This is a genomic window from Rhodovulum tesquicola, from assembly GCF_024128855.1.
GTDB classification, from domain to species: Bacteria; Pseudomonadota; Alphaproteobacteria; order Rhodobacterales; family Rhodobacteraceae; genus Rhodovulum; species Rhodovulum tesquicola.
This window is the reverse complement of sequence record NZ_JAMYDV010000027.1, coordinates 1-25,779: the sequence shown is the minus strand read 5'-3', so window position 1 is coordinate 25,779 and position 25,779 is coordinate 1. Positions and strand designations below refer to the sequence as shown.

At 69.0% G+C, this 25,779-nt stretch carries 19 protein-coding genes and 1 pseudogene; 12 read left to right on the top strand and 8 right to left on the bottom strand.

Annotated elements, in window-relative coordinates; all coding sequences use genetic code 11:
• Window positions 1-4: 4 nt before the first annotated feature.
• From NHN26_RS15680 to NHN26_RS15665, 4 genes are all read left to right on the top strand, one after another.
• On the top strand, window positions 5-397 hold the full coding sequence (locus NHN26_RS15680; protein WP_253090290.1) for a DNA methyltransferase family protein: 393 nt from the start codon (window positions 5-7) through the stop codon (window positions 395-397).
• Between the two features lie 150 nt (window positions 398-547).
• Window positions 548-1,645, top strand: a complete 1,098-nt coding sequence (locus NHN26_RS15675) for an efflux RND transporter periplasmic adaptor subunit (protein ID WP_165899295.1) — start codon at window positions 548-550, stop codon at window positions 1,643-1,645.
• Window positions 1,645-2,850, top strand: a complete 1,206-nt coding sequence (locus NHN26_RS15670) for an ABC transporter permease (RefSeq protein ID WP_253090289.1) — start codon at window positions 1,645-1,647, stop codon at window positions 2,848-2,850. The genes NHN26_RS15675 and NHN26_RS15670 overlap by 1 nt, the downstream gene beginning before the upstream one ends.
• Entirely contained in the window at window positions 2,847-3,524 is a 678-nt protein-coding gene (locus tag NHN26_RS15665; RefSeq protein WP_253090288.1) for an ATP-binding cassette domain-containing protein, read from the top strand. The genes NHN26_RS15670 and NHN26_RS15665 overlap by 4 nt, the downstream gene beginning before the upstream one ends.
• A 110-nt stretch (window positions 3,525-3,634) precedes the next feature.
• Here NHN26_RS15665 and NHN26_RS15660 read toward each other — a convergent pair whose 3' ends face one another.
• Both NHN26_RS15660 and NHN26_RS15655 read right to left on the bottom strand, forming a co-directional pair.
• Window positions 3,635-3,961, bottom strand: coding sequence for a hypothetical protein (locus tag NHN26_RS15660; protein WP_132696566.1), 327 nt, complete (start codon window positions 3,959-3,961; stop codon window positions 3,635-3,637).
• Between the two features lie 25 nt (window positions 3,962-3,986).
• On the bottom strand, window positions 3,987-4,556 hold the full coding sequence (locus NHN26_RS15655) for a sigma-70 family RNA polymerase sigma factor (protein WP_253090287.1): 570 nt from the start codon (window positions 4,554-4,556) through the stop codon (window positions 3,987-3,989).
• 108 nt (window positions 4,557-4,664) lie between these two features.
• Here NHN26_RS15655 and NHN26_RS15650 point away from each other — a divergent pair, with 108 nt between their 5' ends.
• From NHN26_RS15650 to NHN26_RS15635, 4 genes are all read left to right on the top strand, one after another.
• Complete coding sequence (locus NHN26_RS15650) at window positions 4,665-5,108, top strand: hypothetical protein (RefSeq protein ID WP_253090286.1); 444 nt, start codon at window positions 4,665-4,667, stop codon at window positions 5,106-5,108.
• A gap of 287 nt (window positions 5,109-5,395) precedes the next feature.
• On the top strand, window positions 5,396-9,712 hold the full coding sequence (locus NHN26_RS15645) for a chemotaxis protein CheB (RefSeq protein WP_290442999.1): 4,317 nt from the start codon (window positions 5,396-5,398) through the stop codon (window positions 9,710-9,712).
• A gap of 183 nt (window positions 9,713-9,895) precedes the next feature.
• Entirely contained in the window at window positions 9,896-11,107 is a 1,212-nt protein-coding gene (locus NHN26_RS15640) for an extracellular catalytic domain type 1 short-chain-length polyhydroxyalkanoate depolymerase (RefSeq protein ID WP_253090284.1), read from the top strand.
• 212 nt (window positions 11,108-11,319) lie between these two features.
• Complete coding sequence (locus NHN26_RS15635) at window positions 11,320-11,679, top strand: PRC-barrel domain-containing protein (RefSeq protein ID WP_165899294.1); 360 nt, start codon at window positions 11,320-11,322, stop codon at window positions 11,677-11,679.
• A gap of 103 nt (window positions 11,680-11,782) precedes the next feature.
• On the opposite strand, the gene NHN26_RS15630 is transcribed toward NHN26_RS15635, so the two are convergent.
• A complete protein-coding gene (locus NHN26_RS15630; protein WP_253090283.1) occupies window positions 11,783-12,658 on the bottom strand; it encodes a PRC-barrel domain-containing protein in 876 nt (291 codons plus the stop codon).
• A gap of 819 nt (window positions 12,659-13,477) precedes the next feature.
• Between NHN26_RS15630 and NHN26_RS15625 the strand changes: the two genes are divergently transcribed.
• From NHN26_RS15625 to NHN26_RS15615, 3 genes are all read left to right on the top strand, one after another.
• A complete protein-coding gene (locus tag NHN26_RS15625; RefSeq protein ID WP_253090282.1) occupies window positions 13,478-21,763 on the top strand; it encodes a GH36-type glycosyl hydrolase domain-containing protein in 8,286 nt (2,761 codons plus the stop codon).
• A 269-nt stretch (window positions 21,764-22,032) separates the two neighbouring features.
• Window positions 22,033-22,677, top strand: a complete 645-nt coding sequence (locus NHN26_RS15620; RefSeq protein WP_253090281.1) for a YiaD family glycine zipper/OmpA-like lipoprotein — start codon at window positions 22,033-22,035, stop codon at window positions 22,675-22,677.
• A 280-nt stretch (window positions 22,678-22,957) separates the two neighbouring features.
• On the top strand, window positions 22,958-23,152 hold the full coding sequence (locus NHN26_RS15615) for a hypothetical protein (RefSeq protein WP_253090280.1): 195 nt from the start codon (window positions 22,958-22,960) through the stop codon (window positions 23,150-23,152).
• A 45-nt stretch (window positions 23,153-23,197) separates the two neighbouring features.
• Here the strand turns inward: NHN26_RS15615 and NHN26_RS15610 are convergent, their stop codons facing one another.
• Window positions 23,198-23,929, bottom strand: a complete 732-nt coding sequence (locus tag NHN26_RS15610; RefSeq protein ID WP_132696550.1) for a Crp/Fnr family transcriptional regulator — start codon at window positions 23,927-23,929, stop codon at window positions 23,198-23,200.
• Between the two features lie 175 nt (window positions 23,930-24,104).
• Here NHN26_RS15610 and NHN26_RS15605 point away from each other — a divergent pair, with 175 nt between their 5' ends.
• On the top strand, window positions 24,105-24,341 hold the full coding sequence (locus NHN26_RS15605) for a hypothetical protein (RefSeq protein WP_435594215.1): 237 nt from the start codon (window positions 24,105-24,107) through the stop codon (window positions 24,339-24,341).
• Window positions 24,342-24,430: 89 nt separating this feature from the next.
• Here the strand turns inward: NHN26_RS15605 and NHN26_RS15600 are convergent, their stop codons facing one another.
• The 4 genes and pseudogenes from NHN26_RS15600 to NHN26_RS15585 form a co-directional block, all read right to left on the bottom strand.
• The gene (locus tag NHN26_RS15600; protein ID WP_253090279.1) at window positions 24,431-24,586 is read right to left on the bottom strand and encodes a DUF3309 family protein; all 156 of its coding nucleotides are present in this window, start codon (window positions 24,584-24,586) and stop codon (window positions 24,431-24,433) included.
• 79 nt (window positions 24,587-24,665) lie between these two features.
• Window positions 24,666-24,827, bottom strand: coding sequence for a hypothetical protein (locus NHN26_RS15595; protein WP_253090278.1), 162 nt, complete (start codon window positions 24,825-24,827; stop codon window positions 24,666-24,668).
• A gap of 38 nt (window positions 24,828-24,865) precedes the next feature.
• Window positions 24,866-25,108 carry a CsbD family protein gene (locus NHN26_RS15590; RefSeq protein WP_435594213.1) on the bottom strand — a complete coding sequence of 81 codons (243 nt, stop codon included), beginning with the start codon at window positions 25,106-25,108 and terminating at the stop codon, window positions 24,866-24,868.
• 347 nt (window positions 25,109-25,455) lie between these two features.
• Window positions 25,456-25,653: pseudogene (locus NHN26_RS15585) on the bottom strand (IS110 family transposase); the annotation flags it as partial.
• Window positions 25,654-25,779 lie beyond the last annotated feature (126 nt).

Here is a 25,779-nt window from a genome sequence, read left to right as displayed (position 1 = left end):
CATCATGGCATACGAGATGCCGCTGGGTGGGGGCATCCACCGCATCAGTTCAGTCAGCTCCAGCTCATCCGCTATCGACCCGGATGACATCGCGCGACCGGCAGCTTCTGCAGAAAGGTGCGCAGAGCCGCGGATAGACCGCGCCGTCCCGGACCAGCGACAGTGCCGCTTCGATGCGGGCGAGGGCCATGATGCGGGCATGCGCGGACAGGTCCGCCGACACGACCTCGTCGCACTCGTAGACATCACCCCCGCGCGGAAACCCTCGCTTACCCTGATCCGGACCCTCTACGATCCCACCTGCGGCACCGGCGGCTTCCTGTCGGACGGGATGGAGCACGTGAAGGCAATTGCAAAACTGATCCACATCAACGCTGCCGTCCTGCCGGGCGAATAACCCTGCGTGGCGTGATGCTTGACAGAAGCGTCAGGGTCACCTGCGGGCCCGCCTCAGGATTGCACCATGTGGACACTTGAACCGGACCCCATCGCAGCAGCCCATGCGACGCCGTCGCCACATGGGGCAGCGGAGGCCCGAGCTTCGGCAATGCTGGAGGGGCCCGCCACCGCGTCGCATACCCCCGCGAGACGCAGACGCCTCGCGTTCTGGTGGTCGGGAGGGATAGCGCTGGCGCTGGCGATCGGGTTGGGCCTGTGGTTGCGGCCCTGGGACCCTGCGCCTTTCCCGGTCGCGGTCGAGACAGCGGCTCTTGCCCCTGTCACACGGGTCCTCGCCGTCAACGGACGGGTCGCCGCACTGCATTCGGTGGACGTTCGCGCGCTCGTCAGCGGCCAACTGGCCGAGGTGCTGGTCGATGAGGGGGATGCCGTGCAGTCGGGCACCGAGCTGGCAAGGCTCGACTCGTCGACGCAACAGGCCATGGTGCGGCAGGCCGTGGCGGGGCTGGATGCCGCGCGGGTGGCGCGGGAGCAGGCGGCCGCAACCTATGCCCGAACACAGGCACTGGGCGCCAATGTCGCCCGATCGGTACTGGAGGATGCCGAGCGCTCGCTGCAGGCGGCGACACAGGATGTGACCCGGATGACCACTCTGGTCGAACAGGCGCAGATCCATCTTGCGGACTACACCATCAGCGCGCCGATCACGGGAACGGTGCTGGAGCTGAATGTGGAACCCGGACAGAACGTCGACCCCTCGACGGTGCTGCTCACCATCGCCGATCTGAGCCAGCTGGTCGTCGAGACGGACGTGGACGAAGCCCATGCCATGCAGATCCGCGCAGGCCAGCAGGCGTTGCTGCAACTGTTGGGCGATACGACCGGCCGGGGAGGTCGAGTCGCCTTCGTGTCGCAACGGGTGGATCCCGCGACGGGAGGGCTCGCCGTGAAGCTTGCCTTCGACGACCCCGTGACCGCGCCGGTCGGACTGACCGTCACTGCCAACATCATCGTCGAGCGTCAGGATGCGGCCGTCACGGTGCCGCGCACGGCAATCCGCACAGGGGATGACGGCACGGCGGTGCTGGTCGTCGTCGACGGCATCGCACACCGTCGCCCTGTGGCGGTGATCGACTGGCCCGCCGCGCGCCTGATCGTGACCGCCGGACTTGCGCCGGGCGATGTCGTGATAGTCGATGCCGCGGGCATCGTCGACGGGCAGGCCGTGCGGGTGGAGCGCCGCTGATGCTCTATGCGCTGAAGATCGCCATCCGGTACCTGACCGCCAGCAAGGCCCAGACCGCACTTCTGGTGCTCGGCGTTGCGGTCGGCGTCTTCATCTTCGTCTTTATGTCGGCGCTGATCGGGGGGCTGGCCGACTTCATCCTGTCACGGACCGTGGGCGACATCAGCCATGTCACGATCAAGGCCGAGGATGCAGAGCCCGCCATCCTGATCTCGCCCGAAGGCCATGTCCTTGCCGTCACCGAAAAGGGCCGCATGCGGACCGCAACGCTGGCCGAGGCAGCGACCTGGATCCCGCTGATCGAGGCCGTCCGCGGTGTGGTCGCCGTCTCGCCGCAGATCACGGGCGCGGGGTTCCTGACGCGCGGCGCGCAGGTGGCACAGGTCAGCGTAACGGGGCTGGAACCGGGGCGCGAATCCGCGATCCTGAACCTCGACGGCTATATGGTCGAAGGGGCGGCACGGCTCGGATCGGGGCTTGTCGTCCTGGGGCAGAGGCTGGCAGACGATCTGTCGCTCGGGCTTGGCCAGACGCTGCGGCTGCAATCGTCCGGCGGAGTGTCAACCATGCTGACGCTGAGCGGAATCTTCCAGACCGGCAATGGCATGATCGATAGCAGCAGCGTCTTCGTCAGCCTGCCCACCGCCCGCACGCTCTTCGCGATGCCGCAGGGCGTCACCCGGATCGAGATCAAGCTGGCCGACCTCAACGCCGCCGACGCGACCGCGCTGCGGATCCGGGGCCTGACGGGACTCGATGCCGTTCCCTGGACCGACGGCGCCGAACAGTTGAAGGAAGCGCTGAATGCGCAGGCGCAGACAGGCTACTTCTTGAAGTCCTTTGCCCTGATCACCATCGTGATCGGGGTTGCCTCGGCGCTTCTGCTCTCGACCTATCGCCGCCGGCCGGAGATCGGCATCATGCGGGCCATGGGCGCGGGGCGGGGGTTCGTCGTCGTCGTCTTCGTCACCCAGGGCGCGCTGATCGGGCTCCTGGGCGGGCTGATGGGCGCAGGGCTGGGCTATCTGGCGCTTCTGCCCTTCCCCTCGCGCGAGGCGTTCCGGCCCGGCACCCTGCCGATGGACATCACCCAGGGGTCCTACGGGCTGGCGATCACGCTGACGGTGCTGGGCGCGATCCTTGCCTCGATCCTGCCGGCACGTGCGGCGGCGCGGGTCGATCCGGTCACGGCGATCAGCCAGTGAGCGCGCTGGTCGAGGTCGAAGGGCTGGTCAAGACCTTCGGGTCGGGCGAGGCGGCGACGCGGGTCCTGCGCGGGCTGTCCCTGACGCTGCAGGGGGGAGAACTCACGGCGCTGCTGGGCCCGTCAGGGTCGGGCAAGAGCACGCTGCTGACCATCCTCGGAACGCTGATGAAACCCACCGCGGGCAGCCACTCGATGCTCGGGACGGATCTGGTCGCAGCCGACGACAGGGCGCTGACGCTGTTTCGCAACCTGCACATCGGCTTCGTGTTCCAGTTCCACAACCTGCTGCCCGACTTCACCGCGCTTGAGAACGTGGCCTTCCCCACCGCCGTGCGAGAGGGCCGCGAGACGGCTGCCGCCCGGACCCGCGGGCGCGAGTTGCTGGCACGGATGGGGTTGGCCGAACGGATCGATTTCCCCACGGCAAACCTGTCGGGCGGTCAGAAGCAGCGCGTGGCAGTGGCCCGCGCGCTGATGAACCGGCCGGAACTGGTGCTGGCGGACGAGCCGACCGGCAACCTCGACCGCGCCGCCGCCATGCAGGTCATGGCGCTGATCTCCGAGATCAACCGCGACGAAGGCACGACCTTCCTGATCTCCACCCACGACGAGAAGATCGCAAGCCTCTGCCGGCGACAGGTCGTGGTGGGCGATGGGGTCGTGACGGGGTAGGGCGCGGCAACTGGCAACCGAACGCGGCCGGAAGGACGGGGCGCCAAGTGGGCGAAGATCGTCGACCTCCGGAACGTCCCGGGACGAGAGCAGCCCCGACCGGACAGCCGCTAGCGATCCAGGGCCAGGGTCCGTTGCGCAGCGGCCGCCCTCTCGTCCTGACGACGCTGGAGTTCGGCTCGCACGCGGCGAAGCGCGGCAAAGAGATCTGCGAAGCCGCATGTGCTTTCGTCGGCCTCTTCCGGAGCATCGGCCCAACGGGCGCGTATGTTCCGCAGGGCGTCCGCCTTGGACGCCGCACAGGCATCGGAGAGCGCCGCGGACAGGTCTCGCAACTCGGCCAGGGAGCGTGCCCGCAGCCGCGGAGCCCTTGCCCTCCGCAGGAGCATCGAACGATCCATGATCAGGGTGTCCTTCTCGGTGTCCGCTCGTTCCATGTCCGGCTCCTGTCGTTGCGGGGTTTCAGGGCGTTTCGCTCATGCAAGCCCCGACATGCCGGTCTGCCAACGGCCCCGGGTGCGTGATCGTTCCGTGGGGCTCCACCGGGTCGCGACCGAATGCACGGCCGAGTTCGGACCGTCCGCGACTGACGCGGCTCTTGATCGTGCCGACGGCGCAGTTGCAGGCATCGGCCGCTTCCTGCTGCGAAAATCCGTATGCCCCCATGAGGACGACCGGCCGACGGTGGATTTCGGGGAGCCTTGCCATGGCCGAAATCAGCTTGTTCAGGTCGACGGAATGCTCCTGCGCCGCTTCCTCGAAGAGCAGCGCCGCAAGTCTGCCGTCCACGTCCTCCACCTCGCGTATGTGCTTGCGGAGGCTGGAATAGAACGTGTTGCGAAGGATGGTGAACAGCCACCCCCTCAGTTCGGTGCCGGGCGTGAAACTGTCGCGATTCGCCCAGGCCTTGAGGAAGGTCTCCTGAACCAGGTCCTCGGCCCGAGTCTCGTCGGCGGCAAGCCTGAGGGCGAAGCGAAACAGGACCGCGGCCTGCGGCGGCAGGAGGAAATGAAACGGATGGACGTCAATCATGGTCTTCGTGTCACCTTTCCGATGACGGGAGTTGCCGGCCTCCCGCGGGGCCGTGCCCGTCCGATGGGGGAGCGAGCTTGCGTCCGGATGAGATGAAGGCGGCTCGCAGTGCTGCGGCTCCGGTCGGAGCTGTCGGCCTCGCCGGAGGTCTGGGCCGTGCATGGCGTGGGTCCGCACGCTCGCCTTGCCGCATTTGATCTGCGTCACCGCTGGCACGGGAGCCGACGTTTCTGTCTCCAGGGCGATGGCGGGGTCGGCGAGGAGACGCCGGGCGCCCTGATGAAGGCTCCGATCGTTCCGGGAGCCGGGATGAGCTTGGCCATGGTCCAGCTTCTCATTCCTTTTCAGCGGTGGACGAGCGATGGAGAACGGGCTTCCGGGAACGCTCAACGCACCGCGCTGGGCACGTTCCGTGCCGTCCTCGAGAATTCCTTCGCAATGGCCGGACAGCCGGACTCGTTGCCGGCGAAGCAACGCGAGCCGACTTTGGGGGCTTTTGAAACGTTCGCCATGAACGCAACCCGGCTGTCCGGTCAACTTCACACTGGTTAATGCGGCTACATGCCGTGGGTTGAAGCTAGCCATCGGTCGGTCGCGCCGACAGCCCCGGAATCTACTTAGACAAAGCGTAGAGCGCCGGGTGCACCAGTGAGCCCGGTCGGAAAACTGCGCGCCGCAGGACCGTCGGGCGATCACGGCGATCCCGAAAAGCCCGGCTTCTGCACGGCCGAAAGGTATGATACCGTTGTCATGCATGACGGCAGCGCGACGACGAAATAGCCTGCGCATGTGACGGTTTTGCGTGCCGGGCGCGGTGCCCCCTCTGGCGGGAAGACAGGATGTCGAATGAGCGCGCTCGAACGCCCGGTCCTGCGCTCCCCATCGTTGCCATCGGCGCATCCGCAGGCGGGCTCGAGGCATGCCGGGCGCTGTTGAAGGCGATGCCAGGCGACATGCAGGCGGCCTTCGTGCTGGTCCTGCACCTCGACCCGTCGCATGACAGCATGATGGTCGACCTTCTGGCACGGGACACCGCCTTGTCGGTGGTTCTGGCCGCCGAGGGCATGACGCTGCGGCCTGCCCATCTGTATGTCATCCCGCCGGGCGTCTTTCTGACCGTCGAGAACGGCGTTCTCCACACCCCTGCCCCCGAGCGCGGCAAGGCGGTGCGCCTGCCCTTCGACGTGCTGTTGCAGTCTCTGGCACGGCAGGCGTCATCGCCGCTGGCCTGCATCGTGCTTTCGGGGACCGGCACGGACGGCAGCGGCGGGCTGCGCGCCATCCATGACGCAGGCGGGCTGATCCTTGCGCAGGACCCGAAGGAGGCCGGGTATTCCGGCATGCCGGACAGCGCCATTGCCACCGGTCTCGTGGATCACGTCCTGGGCATCGCGGACATGCCGGCGGTGCTGGGTCAGCTGGCCGCCGGGGCTGTGGCGAACCCATCAGGAGTCGCGAAGGCCGGCGCGGGTCGGACAGCCGTGACGCCCGGCGCTGCGGGGCCGGGGGCGAAGCGGGACTTCGATGCCATCATCTCGCTCGTCGCGGAAACGGCCCCTCAGGATGTGACGCTGTACAAGACTGGAACGATCAAGCGCCGCATCGCCCGTCGCATGGCGATGGCTGGCTGTGGGCCGTACGAGACGGAGCGGTATCTGACGATGCTGCGCGCCGACAGCACCGAGCTTGCGCGGCTGACGGCCGATCTGCTGATCCATGTCACGAGCTTCTTCCGCGATCCGGGCGTGTTCGAGCACCTCGGCGCGACAGCCCTGCCCGAACTGATCGCATCCCAGCCCGCCGACCGGCCGCTGCGAGTCTGGGTGGCCGGATGCAGCACCGGCGAGGAGGCCTACAGCCTGGCCATGCTCTGCATCGAGGCGCTGGAAGCGGCAGGCTCGAAGGTCGGCCTTCAGGTCTTCGCCTCGGACATCGACGCCGACGCGGTGGCCACCGCCCGCGAGGGGTTCTATCCCGCCGACATCGCAGGCGTGGTATCGCCCGCGCGGCTTGCACGGTTCTTCGAGGCCGAGGCGGGCGGCTGGCGGGTCCGGCCGGAACTGCGTGACGTGATCGTCTTCACCGTGGCGGACCTGCTGTCCGACCCGCCGTTCTCGCGCATCGACCTGCTGTCGTGCCGCAACGTGCTGATCTATCTGGAGCCGGAGGCGCAGCGGCGGGTGATCGGGCTATGCGCATTCTCGTTGCGTCCGAGCGGCCTTTTGCTGCTGGGGGCTGCCGAAACGCCCGGGCCGGAAGATGGCAGCTTCGAGGTCGCCCACAAGGACGCCCGGCTCTGGCGCTGCGTCGGCCCCGGTCGGCCGGGCGATCTGCATGTCGCAGCCGGCGCGCGGACCGCGAGGCCCGTCGAGGCCTACCCGAAGCCAAGTCGCAGGACCTCCCTCGCGGAGCTGTGCCGGCGGGTCGTTCTGGAGAATTACGCGCCCGCGGCCGTGCTGATGAACCGCCGGTTCGACTGTCTCTTTCTGCTGGGCCCGACCGAACGCTATCTCAGCGTCACGCAGGGCCACCCCGATCCGGGCTTTCTGGGTATGCTGCCCCGGACGCTGCACGCACGGTTCCGCACGGCGGCGGCGTCCTGCGACGCCGCGAATCCGGTCGTCGTCGTTCCCGGCGGACGCTCGACGCGCGAGGGCCGGTTCAATATCGAGCTGCGCGCCGTCCAGGCCGGCAAGGAAGACCTGCTGCTCGCCTGCTTCCTCGAGGACCCGCCCGCGGCGACCGGGTCGCTGGCCGATGCGCCCGGGGCGGCGAATGCCGCATCGCGCATCGTCGAACTCGAAGCCGATCTGGAGGCGACCCGCAACGATCTCAGCGACGCCCTGCGCGAACTGGAACAGGAGGTCGAGGGCCACGCCGCCGACACCGCCGAGGCGCTGTCGGTCAACGAGGAGTTCCAGTCGACCAACGAGGAGCTGCTCGCCTCGAAGGAGGAGTTGCAGGCGCTCAACGAGGAGCTGACCGCGCTGAACGCCCAGTTGCAGGAGACCGTTGAACGCCACCGCACCACCGCGAACGACCTGCAGAACGTGCTCTACAGCACCGATGTGGCGACGATCTTCCTTGACCGCGCCCTGAACATCCGGTTCTTCACGCCAACCGCCCGCGCGGTTTTCAATGTCATACCGACCGACATCGGCCGGCCGCTGTCCGATCTGGCGGCCCTGTCGAGCGACACCAATCTTGCCGCCGACGCGGCCGCGGTCCTGGCGACGGCAAGCCCGATCGAACGCGAGATCGCCGGCGCCGGGGGCATCTGGTATCTGCGCCGGGTCCAGCCCTATCGCGCCGATGGCGGGCGGGTCGAAGGCGTGGTGATCACCTTCGTCGACATCACCGAGAACAAGTGCACGCATGAGGAACTCGTCGCCGCCCGGCGGGAGGCCGACCGCGCGACGCTTGCGAAGTCGCGGTTCCTCGCCGCCGCCAGCCACGACCTGCGCCAGCCGTTGCAGTCGTTGGCTCTGCTGCACGAGCTGATGACGCGCGGCCGCAAGGGAGCCGAGGCGCTGCGGCTGGCGGCGCTGCTGGACCGCACGCTGAAGACGATGACCGAAATGCTTGACGCGCTGCTCGACGTGAACCGCATCGAGGCCGGCATCGTGCGGCCGCAGGTGCGGGCCATCGCGGTTGCCCCGCTCATGGCGCGTCTTGCCGACGAGTTCGCGCCGCTGTGCGAGATGAAGGGGCTGAAGCTGCGGGTGGTGCCGAGCAAGGCCTGGGTGCGGACCGATCCGCAGCTTCTTGAGCAGATGCTACGCAACCTCTTGTCGAATGCGGTGAAATACACGCCGAGGGGCGGCATCGTGATGGGATGCCGCATCCGCGGCGACCGTCTGACGATTCAGGTCTGCGACAGCGGCATCGGTGTGGCCGCGTCCGAGCGCAAGGCGATCTTCGACGCCTATCATCGGGGCGAGCAGCCTGCGTTCCTGGCCGCGCAGGGCCTCGGGCTGGGGCTGTCGATCGTCCAGCGGCTGGCGGACCTGCTGGCTCATCCGGTGGATGTCCGGTCGGTCCAGGGCAAGGGATCGACCTTCATGGTCACGCTTCCGCTGGCCGCAGCCGAGCCTGCAGCGCTGGCGGACACAGCGCCGGTCGAGGGTGGCCGACAGACCGGCACGATCCTGCTGGTCGAGGACGAGGACGAACTCCGTCAGTTGCTTGCCCGTGCGCTCACGGCCGAGGGACACAGCGTCGTCGCCATGGCCAACGCGCCGGATGCCCTGGCCTGGGCCACCCGGGCCGCGGCGCCGCCCGACCTGCTGCTGACGGATTTCGACCTGCATGGCGGTGCGTCGGGGCTGTCGCTGGCGCAGGATCTGCCTCGGGTTCTGGGCCATGGCATCCCGACCATCATCCTGACCGGCGACATCACGGCCGCGACGATGCGCGAGATCGCGGGAACTCCCTTCGTGCAGATCGCCAAGCCCGTCCTGCCCGACGTGCTGCTGGACCGGATCGCCGCCCTGCTGCAGGGCGCCGGGGCAGCCCGGGCGCAACACCTCGCCGGCTCTGCGGCCGACCAGGCGACAGTGCACATCGTGGACGACGACCCCATGGTGCGCGAGGCCACCCGTCGCCTGTTCGAGGCCGAGGGATCGAATGTGGTCACCTACCCGTCGGCCGAGGCATTTCTGGCCGCTCCCCGTCCGGGCGCCAGGGCCTGTCTGGTCATCGACGACCGGTTGCCCGGCATGGGCGGTGTGGCGCTGCTGGAGGCCTTGCGGGCGGAGCGCTCGTCCCTGCCTGCGGTGATGCTGACGGGAAGTGGCGACACGGCCATGGCCGTGAGCGCGATGAAGGCGGGCGCCGCGGATCTGATCGAGAAACCGGCCAGCGCGGCGGATCTCCTGGCCAGCATCGGGCAGGCCCTCGACCAGGCGATCGACGATCGCGCCCGTCACGGTGCCCGGCGCATCGCGCTGAAATCCTTCGCCGATCTCACGCCGCGCGAACGCGAGGTTCTGGCCAGGGTGCTGGAGGGCGCGCCGAACAAGATCATCGCCGCCGACCTCGGCATCAACCAGCGCACGGTCGAGAACCACCGGGCGGCGGTGATGCGCAAGACCGGAGCCACCTCGCTGCCGGACCTCGTCCGGCTGGCGCTGGCAGCCGGACTGCCGGGCGTCTAGGCCAGGGCGAGGCGGAGAAGTGTCGGGGCCACGGCGAGAGTGCATCCGCGCTGCCCCTGACTTCGGACGAAGTCACTGCCGCGCGGCGGAGGCAACACCGCATGTTAGCGTCAAGGCGGGCGATGCCGGGCATGATGCCGGGACGGCGCCACAACAGGTGCGCCCAGCCTCGAGGGACCTCGGATGAAATTCACCATCCCGCGCACGATGCGCCGGGCGATGCGGCTTGCCCGCGCGGGCAAGCCGCGGTCCTCCGCAAGGGCAATGCAGCGGGCTGTAGGTGCCGCAATGATCAAGACCACGCTTGAGACACTGTCGACCCTGCAGGCCATGACGCCGGGCAAGCCGACCGTCGCGATAAAGCACCGCAAGCCGCCTGCAAAGGCACGGCGCAAAGCGGCATCCCGGGCTGGCGCGAAGGTGGACCGGCGTCTGAGCGCCGTGGTGAAGCAGCTGCGCGCGGCGCGGTCATCGCTGCCCGCCCGCCTGCTGCTCGATCGTGTCCCCACGCCTTCGCGCCCGCCGCCTATACCCCGGGGCGCACAGTATCTGGACCGTACCTATCGCGGTCGCGCCGGGACCCGCGACTTCAAGCTCTTCCTGCCGGCCGGGCAATCGCAGGGGCCGACGGGCCTGATTCTGATGCTGCACGGCTGTTCACAGACTTCCGCCGACTTTGCGACCGGCACCGACATGAACGCGCTGGCCCAGAAGCACGGTCTGGCGGTCGCCTGGCCGGAGCAGACCTGCGACCACAACGGTGCGTCCTGCTGGAACTGGTTCGTGCCCGTCAACCAGGCCCGCGGCAGGGGAGAGCCGGCGATCCTTGCCGGCCTGACCCGCGCTCTGATGCGGGAGTTCGGGTTGGACCGACAGGCCGTGTTCGTCGCCGGCCTGTCCGCGGGCGGGGCGATGGCGGTGATCGTGGCCGAGACCTATCCGGATGTCTTCTCGGCCGTGGGCGTGCATTCGGGGCTTGCGCGCGGGGCTGCCAGCGATGTCATGTCGGCGCTCTCCGCCATGCGCAGTGGCGGCACACCGGGGGCCGCGCGGGCACGCAGACCAGCGGCGGCGGGCAGCCGTGCCCCCGCCCGCCGGATCGTCTTTCACGGCGATGCCGACAGTGCCGTGCACCCCTCCAACGCGCCGCAGATCGTGCTGGCCGCGGTCGGACCCCGGACCCCGGCCCGGGTGACGCCCGCCGAGGCAGCAGGCCGGAGCTATCTGCGCACCGAGTATGCGTTGCCCGACGGAACGGTCGATGTGGAACTCTGGCAGGTCGCGGGCGCAGGCCACGCCTGGTCGGGGGGTAAGGCCGGCGGCTCCTTCACCGATTCGCGCGGGCCCGACGCGTCGGCGGAAATGGTGCGGTTCTTTCTGGCCCGGCCTCGCTGACGGCGCGCGCGCCAGGGAACGTCCCCTGCGCTGCGGCGTTGTCCATGTACGACCCGCCGCACGATCCGAATACCGGGGTGCGCTGCGTTGACCCCGTCATTGATCGACACCGCGCCAAGACCTTCGCGGCGCGAGCGGAGCGGCGATCCACGACCCTGCAGGGGGCCCCTGCGCTCAGAGTTCCCGGCCCCTCCGGGAACAGGGAGAACATCATGACACCCACCACAACCACACCCACCGGCGCGTCCGGCGGCGGCACCCACGCCTTTGCCCGCGACGGGTATGCCAAGGCGGCAGTCCACGAGCTGAAGTCGTCGGATCTGGAAGGCGCCAAGGTCTATGGCCGCGAGGACGAGTCCATCGGCTCGGTCAGCGCGCTCAAGATCGGATCGGAGGGCCGGATCACCGCGGCCGTGATCGATGTCGGCGGTTTCCTCGGCATCGGCGCGCATTCGGTGCTGGTCCCCTTCGGCGACCTCACGGTGCTGCGGGCAACCGGCGGGTCCGATGTGCGCGTTCACATGGACACCACCAAGGACAAGCTGAAGGCTATGCCGCATCACGGCGGTTGACGCCAGATCTGGGCCAGAATGAGGAGGCCACGCACCCGGGGTGCGTGGCCTTTCCCGTTGCCGTGGTAGGCTGCGAGGCCACGCATGGCCCCGCAGGAGTGCTTCAGTTCATCGCCTGGTACTGCGGCAGGGCCTCGATCTGCTTCTTGGTGGCATCCACGTAGATGCGCATGTCGGTGGCGCGGTCGTTCGAAAAGATCGTCAGATCGTCGAAGCGCACCGACACCTGGTGCGAGCCTATCCCCAGGAAACCGCCGAAATCGATGATCAAGTTCGTGATCGCCCCGTCAGCATCGAGGACCAGCTTTTCGACCGTCCCCACAGATGTGTCTGACGGGTCATACACCGTCGCGCCGACCAGCATTTCGGTCGTGACGCGCGTCGCATCGACCAGATTGTACCCGTCGCGGGTCATCTCCGGCCGGTCAAGTGACGTGCGGTTGGTCGTGGCCGCGCCGGTCCGGTCCATCGGCCCGCCGTCTATCATCGACGAACGGTCATAGGCAGGGGAGCCTTCGAGCATCTCCGCTGCGACATTCACGATGACATGCATCTGCGCGCGATCTTCGGGATCGGAGGCGAACGTCACCTGATCCATCGTGACCGCCACATCGCGCTCGCCCATGCCAAGAAAGCCGCCGACGCCGATCACGATGGCGCGGACCTGACCGTCATGCGACAGCACGATCTCGTTGATCTGGCCGATGTTGTCCATTTCGTCCAGATCGGCCCGGCTGACCGTAGCCATGGCCCCGGTTCTTGCTGCCGAAGCGTCTGCGGATACCCGACGCGCATGGACATCATGGCCCATCAGTTCGGATGCGAAGAGGTCGGATTGGTCCCGCTGGCTCAGAAACCCCGCCATGCTGGCGCTCTGGCTCTGCGTCGCGCGCTCGGGAGCGGGCGTGCTCTGGGCCAGAATCGCAGAAGGCAAGCCAAGCGCCAGCGCAAGCGCGGTGGTTGAAAGAAGCCGTTTCATCGAAAGTCCTCCGCGGGCAAGGGGCAGATCGACAACCGATCGCGTGTTTGCCCGACACGAGGACAACGCGCGGTAGCAGGGCGCGTTCCCTTATTCCCGATGAACGGTCCGGACCCGGCGGCTCCTTTGAAGGCGGCGGAGGGAGGGGCCGTGCCCGACCGCAACCTGCAAGTGGAAAAGTCTCGTGACAGGTGGGCAGGCATGGGCCGTCACCAACATGCATCAGTCCGGTCACCGCCAGGCAGCGGTATCCTCTTCCTGCCCGATGTCGGCCCGGCTGTGCCAGCGCGCCTGTCAGGGGCCTGTCGGACATGACGCAGGCCCACCGCTGCCCCGCCACGGTGGAACGCGTCCGGGACGGAAGTTGTTGAAGGGGAGACCAGCGTCGCCGGAACGGCGGCCTGCCATGTCCAGAAAGGACCTGTACATGAATTGGGATCGGATCGAGGAAGAATGGACCACGATGACCCGCCGCATCCGAGCGGACTGGCGGGATGGCCCGGCAGGCAGGAACGCGCCTCGCAGCGTGCGTGAAGCGATGCCGACCTGGTCCGCGACACCGGTTGATTCAGGCCCGGACGAAAAGGGGTCTGAAAACAGTAGCCTGCCGACCTTGCGGTGATCCTCCGAGCCGCAGGCCAGCGTTCTCTGGCCGGGTCAGGGGCAGGAGTATCGCTCTGGCCCGGCACTGCCCGCAGGCGTGCGCGCTCAGCTCTGTGGCGAGACAGCACGGTCATCCGCGCGGACCTGTTCGGCGCCGAGCGCCTCGAACATCATGCAATCTCCCTTGCGCAAGCCCAGCGGGTCACGCGTCGGCGCATGCGCGTGATGCCGCTTGCCGCAAGGGTCGGCGACAACGCCGATGTCCTCCTTGCCGCCTATCGCTCCTGCGCGCAGGCGGTGCGGGCGCGACAGACGATCACCCCTGCCGCGGAATGGCTGCTGGACAACTTCCACATCATCGAGCAGCAGCTGCTACAGATCCGGGGCGACCTTCCGCCCGGTTATTATCGCCAGCTGCCGAAACTGGCCGAGGGGCCGCTTGCCGGGTATCCGCGCGTCCTCGGCCTCGCCTGGGCCTATGTCGCCCACACCGACAGCCTGCTCAATCCACCGGTCCTGGCCCGCTTCGTGCGTGCCTATCAGACGGTCGAGCCGCTCACCATCGGCGAGCTGTGGGCGGTGGCAATCACCCTGCGCATCGTGCTGATCGAGAACGCGCGCCGGCTGTCGGACGAGATCGTGGCGGCCCATGCAGAGCGTGACGCGGCAGACAGGCTGGTCGATGGCCCGCTCGTCACGGACGACGGGCGCGGCCCCGCGACCGCTGCCCGATCCTCGCCCACGCTCCGGCTGGCGCAGGCGGTCGCCCCGCTGGAGGGCGCGCCGCTGCCCGAGATCCTGGCTGCCCGGATCGCCAAGCGCCTGCGCGGCTGCGACCCGACCGAGACCCCCCTCTGCGGCTGGCTCGACGACCGGCTCGCCGCACAGGGCATGACGCGGGACGCGGTGATCCTGCACGCCCAGCAGCGGCAGGGCGCCTCCAACGTCACCATGCGCAATGTCGTCACCAGCATGCGCCTGATCTCCGAGATGGACTGGCAGGACTTCTTCGAGGAGGTCAGCCCGGTCGACGCGCAACTGCGCGCGGCGTCGGACTTCGCCGCGCTCGATTTCTCGACGCGCAACCTCTATCGTAACGCGATCGAAACGCTTGCGCGCGGCTCGGGGAAGCCGGAGGCAGAGGTCGCCGGAGCCGCGCTGGCGCTCGCCGCCGGGGGCGAGGGGGAGGCCAACCGCGACCCCGGCCACTGGCTGATCGGGCCGGGACGCGGGACGCTGGAGAGCTGCATCGGCTACGGTGCGCGGCCGGGATTGCGCGCCCGGCGCCTTGTCGCGCGGGCGGGCCTGACGGGGTATCTGGCCGCCATCGGCCTGGCCTCGCTGGCCATCCTGGCGCTGGCACTGTGGCTGTCGGGGGCAGAGGGCTGGGCCGCGCTGGCGTTGGCCGTCGCGGGCCTGGCTCTTGCGCTGGAGGCGGGCAATGCGCTCGTCAACCTCGCGGTCACACGGTCGGTCGCCCCGCAGCGCCTGCCGGGGATGGAGCTGGCCGCGGGGGTGCCGCCTGACCTGCGCTGCCTCGTCGCTGTGCCGATCCTGCTGGCCAATGCCGAGGAGGTCGCCGCCGCCATCGTCCAGCTGGAGGTGCACCACCTGTCCAGTACCGAAGGCGCGCTGCATTACGCGCTGCTGTCCGACGGGCCCGATGCCACCACCGAGACCGCGCCAAAGGACGCCGCGATGATCACGCTCGCCAGGGCCGAAGTCGCCCGCCTGAACGCGGCGTACCCATCGCCCGGTGGCGACCGCTTCCTGTTCCTGCATCGCCGGCGCCTGTGGAACCCCTCCATGGGCGTCTGGATGGGGTGGGAGCGCAAGCGCGGCAAGCTGGCAGAGCTGAACCGCCTGCTGCGCGGGGCGACCGACACGAGCTTCCTTGCGCCCGCGGCTGTGCCGCAGGACGTCCGCTTCGTCATCACGCTGGACGCCGACACGCGGTTGATGCGCGACACGGTGCGTCGGCTGGTCGGCAAGATGGCGCATCCGCTGAACCGGCCGCGCCTCGACCCCGCGTTGGGGCGGGTGACGGCAGGTTACGGCATCCTGCAACCCCGCGTCACACCGGCCCTGCCGGTCGGCCCCGAAGGCTCGCCGTTCCAGCGCATCCACGCCAGTCACGCGGGGATCGACGCCTATGCCGCGGCGATCTCGGACGTCTATCAGGATCTGTTTGGCGAGGGATCCTTTACCGGCAAGGGCATCTACGATGTCGACGCCTTCGCCGCGGCGCTGTCCGGGCGGGTGGCGGACAACACCATGCTCAGCCACGACTTGTTCGAGGGCATTTTCGCGCGCGCGGGCCTCGTCTCGGACATCGAGGTGGTCGAGGATTTCCCCGCGCGCCACGACGTCGCCGCCCGCCGACAGCACCGCTGGGTGCGCGGGGACTGGCAGCTTCTACCCTGGCTGGTCGGGCGGGGGGCAATGCCCGCGCTCGGCCGCTGGAAGATCATCGACAATCTGCGCCGGTCGCTGACGCCGCCACTGACGCTGGCGGCGCTGGCGGCGGGCTGGCTGCTGCCTCTGCCGGTGGCGGTGGGCTGGACGCTGGCGGTGCTGGCGATGCTCGCGCTGCCGCATCTGCTGCCGCTGCCCTTCGTGTTGCTGCCTGGCCGGGCCGGGATCACGGCGCGCAGCCATGTCGCGGCGCTGGGTGCGGACGCGCGTGCGGCGCTGGCGCAGATCATGCTGGCGGTCACCTTCCTGCCCGACACCGCCCTGCGGATGGGCGACGCGATCCTGCGCACCGCCTGGCGGCTGGGTGTGTCGCGCCGCAACCTGCTGGAATGGGTGACGGCGGCGCAGACGACGAAGGGTGACCAGCCCGGTGCGTACCGGCGCATGGGTTTGGGTATCACGCTTGGCCTCGGCGTGGCGGGCGGGGCGGCGGCGCTCAACCCCGCGGTCGGGCCGCTGGTGCTGCCCTTCGCCCTGCTGTGGCTCGCCAGCCCCGCCGTCGCCCACCGCATCAGCCAGCCCGCGCCGCTGCACCGCCGAGGCCCCCTGACGCAGGCGGACACACAAGGCCTGCGGCTGATCGCTCGCAGCACCTGGCGCTATTTCGAGACCTTCGTCACCGCGGCCGACAACTTCCTGCCGCCCGACAACTTCCAGGAAACCCCCGGCCCGGCGCTGGCGCGGCGCACCTCTCCGACGAATATCGGCATGTATCTTCTGTCCGTGACCGCGGCGCATGATCTGGGCTGGATCGGGCGGGCCAATGCCCTGACGCGGCTGGAGCGGACGCTGGCCACCATGCAGCGCATGCCCCGGTTCCGGGGCCATCTGCACAACTGGCACGCCACCGACGACCTGCGCGTGCTGGAGCCGGGCTATGTATCCTCGGTCGACAGCGGCAATCTGGCCGGGCACCTGATCGTGGTGGCGCAGGCCTGCGCCGAATGGCGGGCGGCGCCCACCAGGGGTGCGGACTGGCGCGCCGGCCTACTCGATGGCCTGCGGCTGGCCGAACGCGCGCTTGCCGTCGCGCCCGACCCGGCGCTGGACGATCTGCTGGCGGGCCTGGCAAAGGCGCTGGCGGAGGGTGCGCCGCTCGACCGGTTGCTGTCGCTGGCCGAGGGCGCCGCGGCGCATGCCCGTGCCGCCTGCGATCCCGCCTCGGACGAGGCCTTCTGGTGCGAGGCCATGCGCGCGGGGCTGGCCGGCCACGTCGCCGACCGCAATCTGGATCTCGGCCCCCGCCTTGCCGCGGTCGAACGCACCGCCCGCGCGGTCGCGACCGGCATGGACTTCGCATTTCTGCTCGACTGCGACAAGAAACTCCTCTCCATCGGCTTTTCGCTGGCCACAAACCGGCTGGACCACAGCTGCTACGATCTTCTCGCCTCGGAGGCGCGGCTGGCAAGCCTCGTCGCCATCGCCAAGGGCGACGTGCCGACCCGCCACTGGTTCCGCCTGGGCCGTGCGGCGACCCCGCTGGGCGCGGGCTCGGCGCTGGTCTCCTGGTCGGGAAGCATGTTCGAATACCTGATGCCGTCCCTCGTGCTGCAGGAACCGATGGGTTCAACACTGGAGGAAACTGGCCGCCGCATCGTTGCCCGCCAGCGCGCCTATGCCGAGACGCTGGGTATCCCCTGGGGCGTGTCGGAATCCGCCTACAACGCCCGCGATCTGGAGATGACGTATCAGTATTCCAACTTCGGCGTGCCCGGGCTGGGGCTGAAGCGCGGCCTGGGCGCGGACCGTGTGGTCGCGCCCTATGCAACGGCGCTGGCGGCCATGGTCGACCCGGCGGCCGCGCTGCGCAACTTTGCCCGGCTGGCAGCGCTGGGGGCCGAGGGGTGGTTCGGCTTCTACGAGGCGGTGGATTTCACCCCAACGCGCCTGCCGGCCGGGGCCGACCGCGCCATCGTGCGCAGTTTCATGGCCCATCACCATGGCATGACCATCGCCGCCATCGCCAATTGCGTGCAGGACAGCCGCCTGCGTGCACGCTTCCACGCCGAGCCGATGATCCGGGCGGTGGAGTTGCTGCTGCAGGAGCGGGTGCCGCGCGATGCCACCGATGCGCCGCCTCGCGCGCGCGAGGTGCTCGCCACCGCGCCCGAACCCGCCTCCCAGCCGGTGGTCCGCCGGTTCCCCGCCCCGGCGGAGGCCGCACCCACGGCGCATCTGCTGTCGAACGGCACCTATGGGGTCGTTCTGACGCCCAAGGGGGCGGGCTACAGCCGCTGGCGCGACCTGGCGGTGACGCGCTGGCGCGACGATCCGACTACGGCGGCGCAGGGGGCGTTCATCTTCCTGCGCGACCGGGCGTCGGGCGCGCTCTGGTCGGTGGGCGTACAACCCACCGGCGCCGATCCTGCCCGCCACGGGGCGGTGTTCAGCGAGCACCACGCCGCCTTTACCCACCAGACCGATGACCTGACGACCCTGACCGAGGTCGTCGTCTCGGCCGAGGACGACGCCGAGGCGCGGCGGGTGACGTTGACCAACACCGGCCGCCGGGCGCGCGAGATCGACCTGACCTCCTATGCCGAGCTGGTGCTGGCGCCGCTGGCGGCCGATGTGGCGCATCCGGCGTTCTCCAAGCTGTTCGTCGTGACCGACTACCTGCCCGAGCTGGGCGTGATAGTCGCCACGCGCCGCCGCCGGTCCCCCACCGAGCCCGAGGTCTGGGCCGCCCACATCGCCGTGGTCGAGGGGGCGGAGGCCGCGCCGATCCAGATCGAGACGGACCGGGCCAGGTTCGTCGGCGCGGGCGGCAGCATCGGCCGGGCGGCCATGGCCACAGCGCCGCTGTCGCAGAGCATCGGCACGGTGCTGGACCCGATCTTTGCCATCCGCCGGTCGGTGGTGGTGCCCGCGGGGGGGGTGGCGCGGGTGACCTTCTGGACCATGGTCGCCGACGACCCGGATGTGCTCCTTGACCTGGTGGACCGCCACCGCGACCCTTCGGCCTTTGGCCGGGCGGTCACGCTGGCCTGGACGCAGGCGCAGGTGCAGCTCCGGCATCTGGACATCACCCACGCCGCGGCGGCCGATTTCCAGCGCCTCGGCGGCATGCTGATCCGGGCGGACGCCCGGTTGCGGGCGCCCGCCGCCACCATCCTGGCCGGGGCGGGGCCTCAGTCTGCGCTGTGGCCCCATGCGATCTCGGGCGATCTGCCCATCATCCTGTTGCGCATCGAGGATGCAGAGGACGCGCCAAGATTGCAGGAGGTTCTGGCGGCCCATGAATACCTGCGGATGCGGCAGCTTGCCGTCGATGTGGTGGTGCTGAACGACCGCGCGGCCTCCTATATGCAGGATTTGCAGACCATGATCGAGGTCGCGGTGCGCTCGGCCCGGTCGCGGCCGCGCGCGCAGCCGCCCGAGGGGATGGCCGACGGCGCGGTACATGTGCTGCGCAGCGACCTGATCGGGCCGGAGGCGCGGGCACTGCTGCTGGCTGTGGCCAGTGTGGTGCTGGTCGCCGGCCGGGGCAGCATCGGCCAGCAGATCGACGCGGCGCCCGCCGCCACCCCGCCGCGACGGCGGGCGCTCGCCCGCCCGCAAACCGCAGGGCCGTCCGCCCCAGCCTTCGACACCTCCAGGCTGGAGTTCTTCAACGGCACCGGCGGCTTTGCTGACGGCGGGCGCGAATACGTCACCGTCCTGCGCGATGGGCAGACGACGCCAGCCCCCTGGATCAACGTGATCGCCAACCCGGGCTTCGGCTTTCAGGTCTCGGCGCTGGGCGCGGGCCATGTCTGGGCCGTCAACAGCCGCGAGAATCAGATCACGCCCTGGTCGAACGACCCCGTCATGGACCCGGCGGGCGAGGCGATCTTGCTGCACGACCTCGACAGCGGCGCGACCTGGACGCCGACGGCTCGACCGATCCGCGACAGCGGCCTCTATGTCGCGCGCCACGGATTCGGCCACAGCACTTTCGAGCATGCCGCCAACGCGATCGACGCGCGGATGGTGCAGTTCGTGCCGCTGGAGGACCCCGTCAAGATCACCCGCCTGACGCTGCGCAATACCACCGACCGCCCGCGTCCGCTGTCGGTGACCGCCTATGTCGAATGGGTGCTGGGGCCGTCGCGCGGAGCGACCCTGCGCCATGTCATCACCGAGGCCGACCCGGAGACCGGCGCCATCCTTGCCCGCAACCCGTTCTCCCTCGCCTTCGCGGGACGCGTGGCCTTCGCCGATCTGGGCGCCGGCACCGCCAGCCACAGCGCCGACCGGGCCGAGATCCTCGGCGTCGGCGGCGGCATGGCAAACCCCGAGGGGATCGGGGCCGCGCCCCTGTCCGGCCGAACCGGCCCCGCGCTCGACCCCTGCGCCGCCCTGCAACGCCGCATCGTGCTGGCCCCGGGCGAGAGCGTGGAGGTGCTGTTCCTGCTGGGCCAGGCCGACAGCCGCGAGGCAGCGCGCGAATTGATCCTGCGCCATCGCGCCACCGACCCCGAGGCGACGCTTGCCGAAGTGACGGAACACTGGGCAGACCTGCTGGGCGCAGTTCAGGTGACCTCGCCCGACCGCGCGATGGACATCATGCTGAACGGCTGGCTGCTCTATCAGACGCTCGCCTGCCGGATCTGGGCGCGGGCGGGGTTCTATCAGGCCAGCGGCGCCTACGGCTTCCGCGACCAGTTGCAGGACGGCATGGCGCTGGCCGCCCTGCGGCCGGACCTGACGCGGGCGCATCTGCTGCGTGCGGCCGCGCGCCAGTTCCCCGAAGGCGATGTTCTGCACTGGTGGCTGCCGCATTCGGGCCAAGGCGTGCGCACCCGGATCTCGGACGACCGGGTCTGGCTGGGCCATGCGGTGGCGCAGTATGTGGCGGTGTCCGGCGATGCCGACGTGCTGGACGAGGAGGTGCCCTTTATCGAGGGCCCGGCGCTGCTGCCGGGCGTGCATGACGATTTCTTCCTGCCCAGCGTCTCGGACCAGAGCGCAAGCCTGTTCGAACACTGCGCGCGGGGCCTCGATCAGGCGATCTCGCTGACCGGCGAGAACGGCATGCCGCTGATCGGCACAGGCGACTGGAATGACGGCATGAACCGCGTGGGCGAGAGGGGGCGCGGCACCTCGGTCTGGCTGGGCTGGCTGCTGATCGCCACCATCGAGGCAATGGCGCCGCTGGCGCGGCCCCGCGACCTTGCGCGGGCCGAACGCTGGCGCCGCCACGCCGAGGCGGTGCGGCAGGCCATAGAACGCGAGGGCTGGGACGGCGCCTGGTATCGCCGCGGCACCTATGACGACGGCACGCCACTGGGGTCGGCCGCATCCCGGGAATGCCGCATCGACAGCATCGCGCAGAGCTGGGCCGTCCTCTCGGGCGCGGCAGATCCCGAGCGCGCCGCGTCCGCCATGGCGTCGATGACCGAACACCTGATCCGCCCCGACCCCGGCCTCGCCCTGCTGTTCGCGCCGCCCTTCGACGCCACCCCGCAGGATCCGGGCTACATCAAGGGTTATCCCCCGGGCCTGCGCGAAAACGGCGGGCAGTACACGCACGCTGCGATCTGGGCGGTGCTGGCACACGCCCGCATGGGCGACGGCGACGCCGCGGGGCGGCTGTTCGCGATGCTCAACCCGATCAACCACGCCCTGACGCCAGAGGATGCCGCCCGCTACAAGGTCGAGCCCTATGTGGTCGCCGCCGATGTCTATGCCAGCGCGCCCCATGCGGGGCGCGGCGGCTGGACGTGGTACACCGGGTCGGCGGCCTGGATGTATCGCGCGGGGATCGAGGGCCTGCTGGGTCTGACCCGCGCAGGCGGGGACCTCGTCCTGAACCCCTGCTTTCCGAAAGCCTGGCCGCGGATGTCCGCCACCGTCACGATCGGCAGAACCCGGCTGGCAATCACCATCGACAACCCCGGCCGGACCGGCCACGGCATTGCCACGGCGACGCTGGATGGCGCGCCCCTTCACCCGGCAGACGGGCGGCTGACCGTCAAGCTCTCGGGCGGATCGCACCGTCTGGCCGTCACCCTGAGTCCTGTCCCTTCGCCCCCGGTCATGTGAGGCGGACCGCGCCGTTGCCGCGCCGGCCAGCGGGGCCTGGTTTTCACCGCCCCGACAGCACTTGACGGACCTTCACCCGGCCCCCGCGAAACCCGTCGACCCCAAGCCGGCCCGACGCGGTGCTCTGCGCGCGGAAAGCCCAAGTATTTTTGATTTCAAGCTAATTCAGATCAGCCCGGATGATCCGCGTCCCTGCCATTGTCCGGATCATTGGGGGGAGTCAGTCGCGCACATGCATGGCCGGGGCTCTCCATCAAGGGGGATGCACGATGGGCGGATATGGAAGGACTATCGCGATTGCCATCACGGCGGCAGCGCTGACACTGGCGGGGTGCACCAATCCCGACGGTTCGTACAACCAGCCCGGGACCGGCGCGACCATCGGCGGGCTGACCGGGGCCGCAGCAGGCCAGGTCATCGGCGGCAATACCCGGGCGACGGTCATCGGCGGCGCGGTCGGAGCGGCCGTCGGCGGCGCCATCGGGGCGCAGATGGCAGCGCAGGAACGGGAGTTGCGAAGCTCGCTTGCCGGCACCGGAGCCGACATCACCAACACCGGATCCCAGCTTCGGGTCATCCTGCCGGAGGCGGTCACGTTCCGCACCGCGTCGTCGGTGGTCGATCCGGGGTTCCGTCCGGCGCTGCGAGCGGTATCGGACAGTCTGCGGCAGCATCCGGCCTCGACGGTCCGCGTGGTGGGGCACACCGACAATGTCGGCTCGGCGGCCTACAACAACCAGCTCAGCCAGGAGCGGGCGATGGCGGTGGCGCGCGAGCTCATCGCCGCCGGGACCGCCGCGTCGCGGATCACGGTCTCCGGGCGCGGCTTCTACGAGCCGATCACGTCCAATGCGACCGCCGCCGGCCGGGCGCAGAACCGCCGGGTCGAGATCGTGATCACACCGACCAACTGAACTCAGAAGTCGGTTGCGACAGTGGCGAGGGCCGGGGGCAACCCCGGCCCCATCGCTTTTCCGGGGGTCATGGATCGTGGCGACACTAATCCGTGCGACGCCAACCTACGTCAGTACCACCCGCGAGAAGCGTCGGTAGGGTGTTCATGACGGCACCATATTCCGCCGTCGGTTGTCTGTTTCAAGCGACGGCGAGGCTTCCCTGCTCGGCAACCGGGCACTGGTCCGGCCCGGCAGGGAGGCTTCGTCAATTCGGGCAGACCCAGCAAGGACGAAGCCCATGGACGCGAAATCCCCCGTACCCGGCACCGCCGAGAAGATGAAGTACGTCAAGGCGGCCTGGGACAAGGCGCCCGCCGGACCGAAGAAGGACGCCGCGCTGAAGCATTATCAGGCGGCCGAGAAGGCCATGGCCGCAAAGCACGACAGCGAGTGCAGCCGCGAACTGGACGCAGCCGCCCGCGCGCTGGCATAAGCGTCCGCACTGACCTTCCCCGGCTGGACCTGCCGGGGAGGGCACTCAGCGCAGCAGCGGGCCGTCCTGATCGAGATAGCCGGTGTCGAACGCGGCGACCTTCTTGAGCCTGTCGAAATCGTCGAAGTCCACGCGCCCGTTCCGGAAGGTCACGAGGCCCTCCTCGCGCAGGTGGCGCAGCACGCGGTTGACATGCACCGCGCTCAGCCCCAACGCATCGGCGAGGTGATATTGCGTCAGCGGGCAATCGAAACCGGTCCGGTCGCCCGCCCCCACGAGGGCCAGCCGCGCCCCGAGTTCCAGCAGGAAATGCGCCATGCGCTCCTCAGCCGAACGCCGACCGACGTTGACCAGATGCTCCACCACCACCGCCTCGTCGCGCGATGCCGCCCAGAGGACGGCGGTGGCCAGACGCGGGGCCTCGGCAAAGGCATCCAGGATGTCCGGGGCCAGGACCTCGGTCGCCTCAATGCGGGTTATGGCCTCGATGGAATGATCGGCGGTCCGGAAAAGGATGCTGCGCAGCCCGAGGAAGTCGCCGGGGATATGAAAATCGACGATCTGCCGCCCGCCATCCGGCAGAAGCTTGTAGGAGTACGCCCAGCCTTCGGACAGGATGAAGGCCGAGGCCCTGCCCTGCCCCTCATGGATCAGCTCGTGACCGGACTGAAAGCTCCGTCGGCGCCTGTGCAGGCGCGCCAGAGTCTCCAGATCGGCGCCCGACAGGGCGACATAGGCCGCGAGCTTTCGTGTCAGCGGGCTTTGCAGCATCAGCATGGGAAAGGCTCCGGTGAGGATGGGCTGTCTGTCGCGCAGCTGCCGAGGGGCCGAAAAGAAGCGCCTGACACTGCTCTCGATCAGTCACGACCGTCAGGGAACGCCTATGCTACCGGAACGTTCCATGCGGTCGACGCAGATCCGAATCGTTTCCCAGGAATTGAAGGCGCAGCCGATCATGACCGTTCCCAACGACATCGCCGGAACCGCCGCACTCGCCATCTGCGAGTCGCTCCTGCTCGCGCTCAATGACCACAATATCCTGCCCGAGAGGGAGATCGTCGGCGTCCTGAAGGATGCCGCCGCAGCGCACGAATTCGCCCCGCCGGGCGAAAAGGATGCGCTGAACGCCGCCGTGGCCGCGCTGATCAACAACATCCTCGCAGGCGGCAACTCGGTGCGTCGGCGCTGAGCGAACCGACGCGAAAGGAGACGGGGCGCGTCCCGTCTCCTTACCCGGCCTTGTCCGAGCAGGCCGGGGGCCTGACCGTCAGGGGCGCGTCACAGGCGGCCGGTCAGCACCAGCACGATCAGGATCACGAGGATCAGGCCGATGGTGCCGCTGGGCGCATAGCCCCACGAGCGGCTGTGGCTCCAGGTGGGCAGCACCCCGAGGAGCATCAGGACGAGAATGACGATGAGAATGGTGCCGAGCATGGTGGTGTCCTTTCGGGATCGTCACGGATGACGGCCCCGCCGCGCGAGGGTGTCGCGGCGGGGCCATCCGGCAATGGCATCATCCCTTGCGGGCGGCATCCTTCGCCTTGGCGGGTGCCTTGTGGAACGCCGCGTCGGTCTGGCTGATCTTGCCTGCGGCTTCGCGGGACTTGTATTCGCTCGGCACCCTGGCGCCCTTCGGGGCGCCGGTTCCGGCCTTCTTCTTCTTGTTCTTCTCCATTGGAACCGACCTTTCGCTGCGTTTCGGTGTCGTGGGCCTCAGGCCTTGCGCAGGTCGTCCTTCGCCTGACCGTAGGTCTTCTGAACCTTGCCTTCGACCTTCTCGATCTTGCCCTCGACCTCAAGCGCCTTGTCGCCGGTCAGCTTGCCAAATCCTTCCTTGACGGCGCCTTCGGCCTGCTTCGCGGTTCCCTTGATGCGATCCTTGTCCATGATCCGAGTTCCTTCTCCGGGGGGAGGCGCCGCGCGCCGGCCGAAGAATCGGGCGGCCGCAAGCGCCATGGACGTCATTCTCGCCGCTTGCCGACCAAGCGGCACTAACTCGCATCAGTATGTCAATCGGCACTGAATCGTGCCCCCTTATCGGCGTCCATGTTTGGATGCCCCCTTCGACGCAAGGATTTTCTGACCTTCTGAGCATGTGATCGGATGCGGTCATGTTTCAGGCCTCTGAGGTGCGGCCGTGACATGCCGCGGGCCGGTATGGTGATGCGCGGACCGGGGTCCAGATCAAAATTGCGAGCTCGGGCGCGTTGGACGCCACTGGTTTTCCCGTTCCGGATCTTGTCGATCATTTGCCCATGCTGGTCGTCGTCCTCCTCACATCGCCGACGCTCCGGCGGCCGCGGTCAGCAGACCGCGCCGACCGGATCCCGGTAGTCCTCGTTGCGCGAGAGCATGGCCCAGACCATCCGGGCCATCTTGTTGGCCAGGGCGATCGCGACCAGCATGCGCGGTTTCCGGGCCAGCATGCGGGAGAGCCACGACCCGGGCCTGCCGCCATCGCGCCCTCGCCAATGCACGACGGACATCGCCCCCACGATCAACTGAGGTGGTCCCCGTTTTCTGGACAGATTTGCGGCGTTGCTAAGCTTGCCTGTTGATCATGCCGCCGCCTTCAGGTCTTGGCCCTGATGGGCCTCAACCGGTGTCCTTCCGCCAAGCGCCGAATG

Excerpts from the sequence above, each read along its gene's own strand:
- NHN26_RS15680 (WP_253090290.1), top strand. The coding sequence starts at position 5 with ATGGCATACGAGATGCCGCTGGGTGGGGGCATCCACCGCATCAGTTCA.
- NHN26_RS15675 (WP_165899295.1), top strand. The coding sequence starts at position 548 with ATGCTGGAGGGGCCCGCCACCGCGTCGCATACCCCCGCGAGACGCAGA.
- NHN26_RS15670 (WP_253090289.1), top strand. The coding sequence starts at position 1,645 with ATGCTCTATGCGCTGAAGATCGCCATCCGGTACCTGACCGCCAGCAAG.
- NHN26_RS15660 (WP_132696566.1), bottom strand. The coding sequence starts at position 3,961 with ATGGAACGAGCGGACACCGAGAAGGACACCCTGATCATGGATCGTTCG.
- NHN26_RS15655 (WP_253090287.1), bottom strand. The coding sequence starts at position 4,556 with ATGATTGACGTCCATCCGTTTCATTTCCTCCTGCCGCCGCAGGCCGCG.
- NHN26_RS15645 (WP_290442999.1), top strand. The coding sequence starts at position 5,396 with ATGTCGAATGAGCGCGCTCGAACGCCCGGTCCTGCGCTCCCCATCGTT.
- NHN26_RS15640 (WP_253090284.1), top strand. The coding sequence starts at position 9,896 with ATGAAATTCACCATCCCGCGCACGATGCGCCGGGCGATGCGGCTTGCC.
- NHN26_RS15635 (WP_165899294.1), top strand. The coding sequence starts at position 11,320 with ATGACACCCACCACAACCACACCCACCGGCGCGTCCGGCGGCGGCACC.
- NHN26_RS15630 (WP_253090283.1), bottom strand. The coding sequence starts at position 12,658 with ATGAAACGGCTTCTTTCAACCACCGCGCTTGCGCTGGCGCTTGGCTTG.
- NHN26_RS15625 (WP_253090282.1), top strand. The coding sequence starts at position 13,478 with ATGCGCGTGATGCCGCTTGCCGCAAGGGTCGGCGACAACGCCGATGTC.
- NHN26_RS15620 (WP_253090281.1), top strand. The coding sequence starts at position 22,033 with ATGGGCGGATATGGAAGGACTATCGCGATTGCCATCACGGCGGCAGCG.
- NHN26_RS15615 (WP_253090280.1), top strand. The coding sequence starts at position 22,958 with ATGGACGCGAAATCCCCCGTACCCGGCACCGCCGAGAAGATGAAGTAC.
- NHN26_RS15610 (WP_132696550.1), bottom strand. The coding sequence starts at position 23,929 with ATGCTGATGCTGCAAAGCCCGCTGACACGAAAGCTCGCGGCCTATGTC.
- NHN26_RS15600 (WP_253090279.1), bottom strand. The coding sequence starts at position 24,586 with ATGCTCGGCACCATTCTCATCGTCATTCTCGTCCTGATGCTCCTCGGG.
- NHN26_RS15595 (WP_253090278.1), bottom strand. The coding sequence starts at position 24,827 with ATGGAGAAGAACAAGAAGAAGAAGGCCGGAACCGGCGCCCCGAAGGGC.
- NHN26_RS15590 (WP_435594213.1), bottom strand. The coding sequence starts at position 25,108 with ATGGCGCTTGCGGCCGCCCGATTCTTCGGCCGGCGCGCGGCGCCTCCC.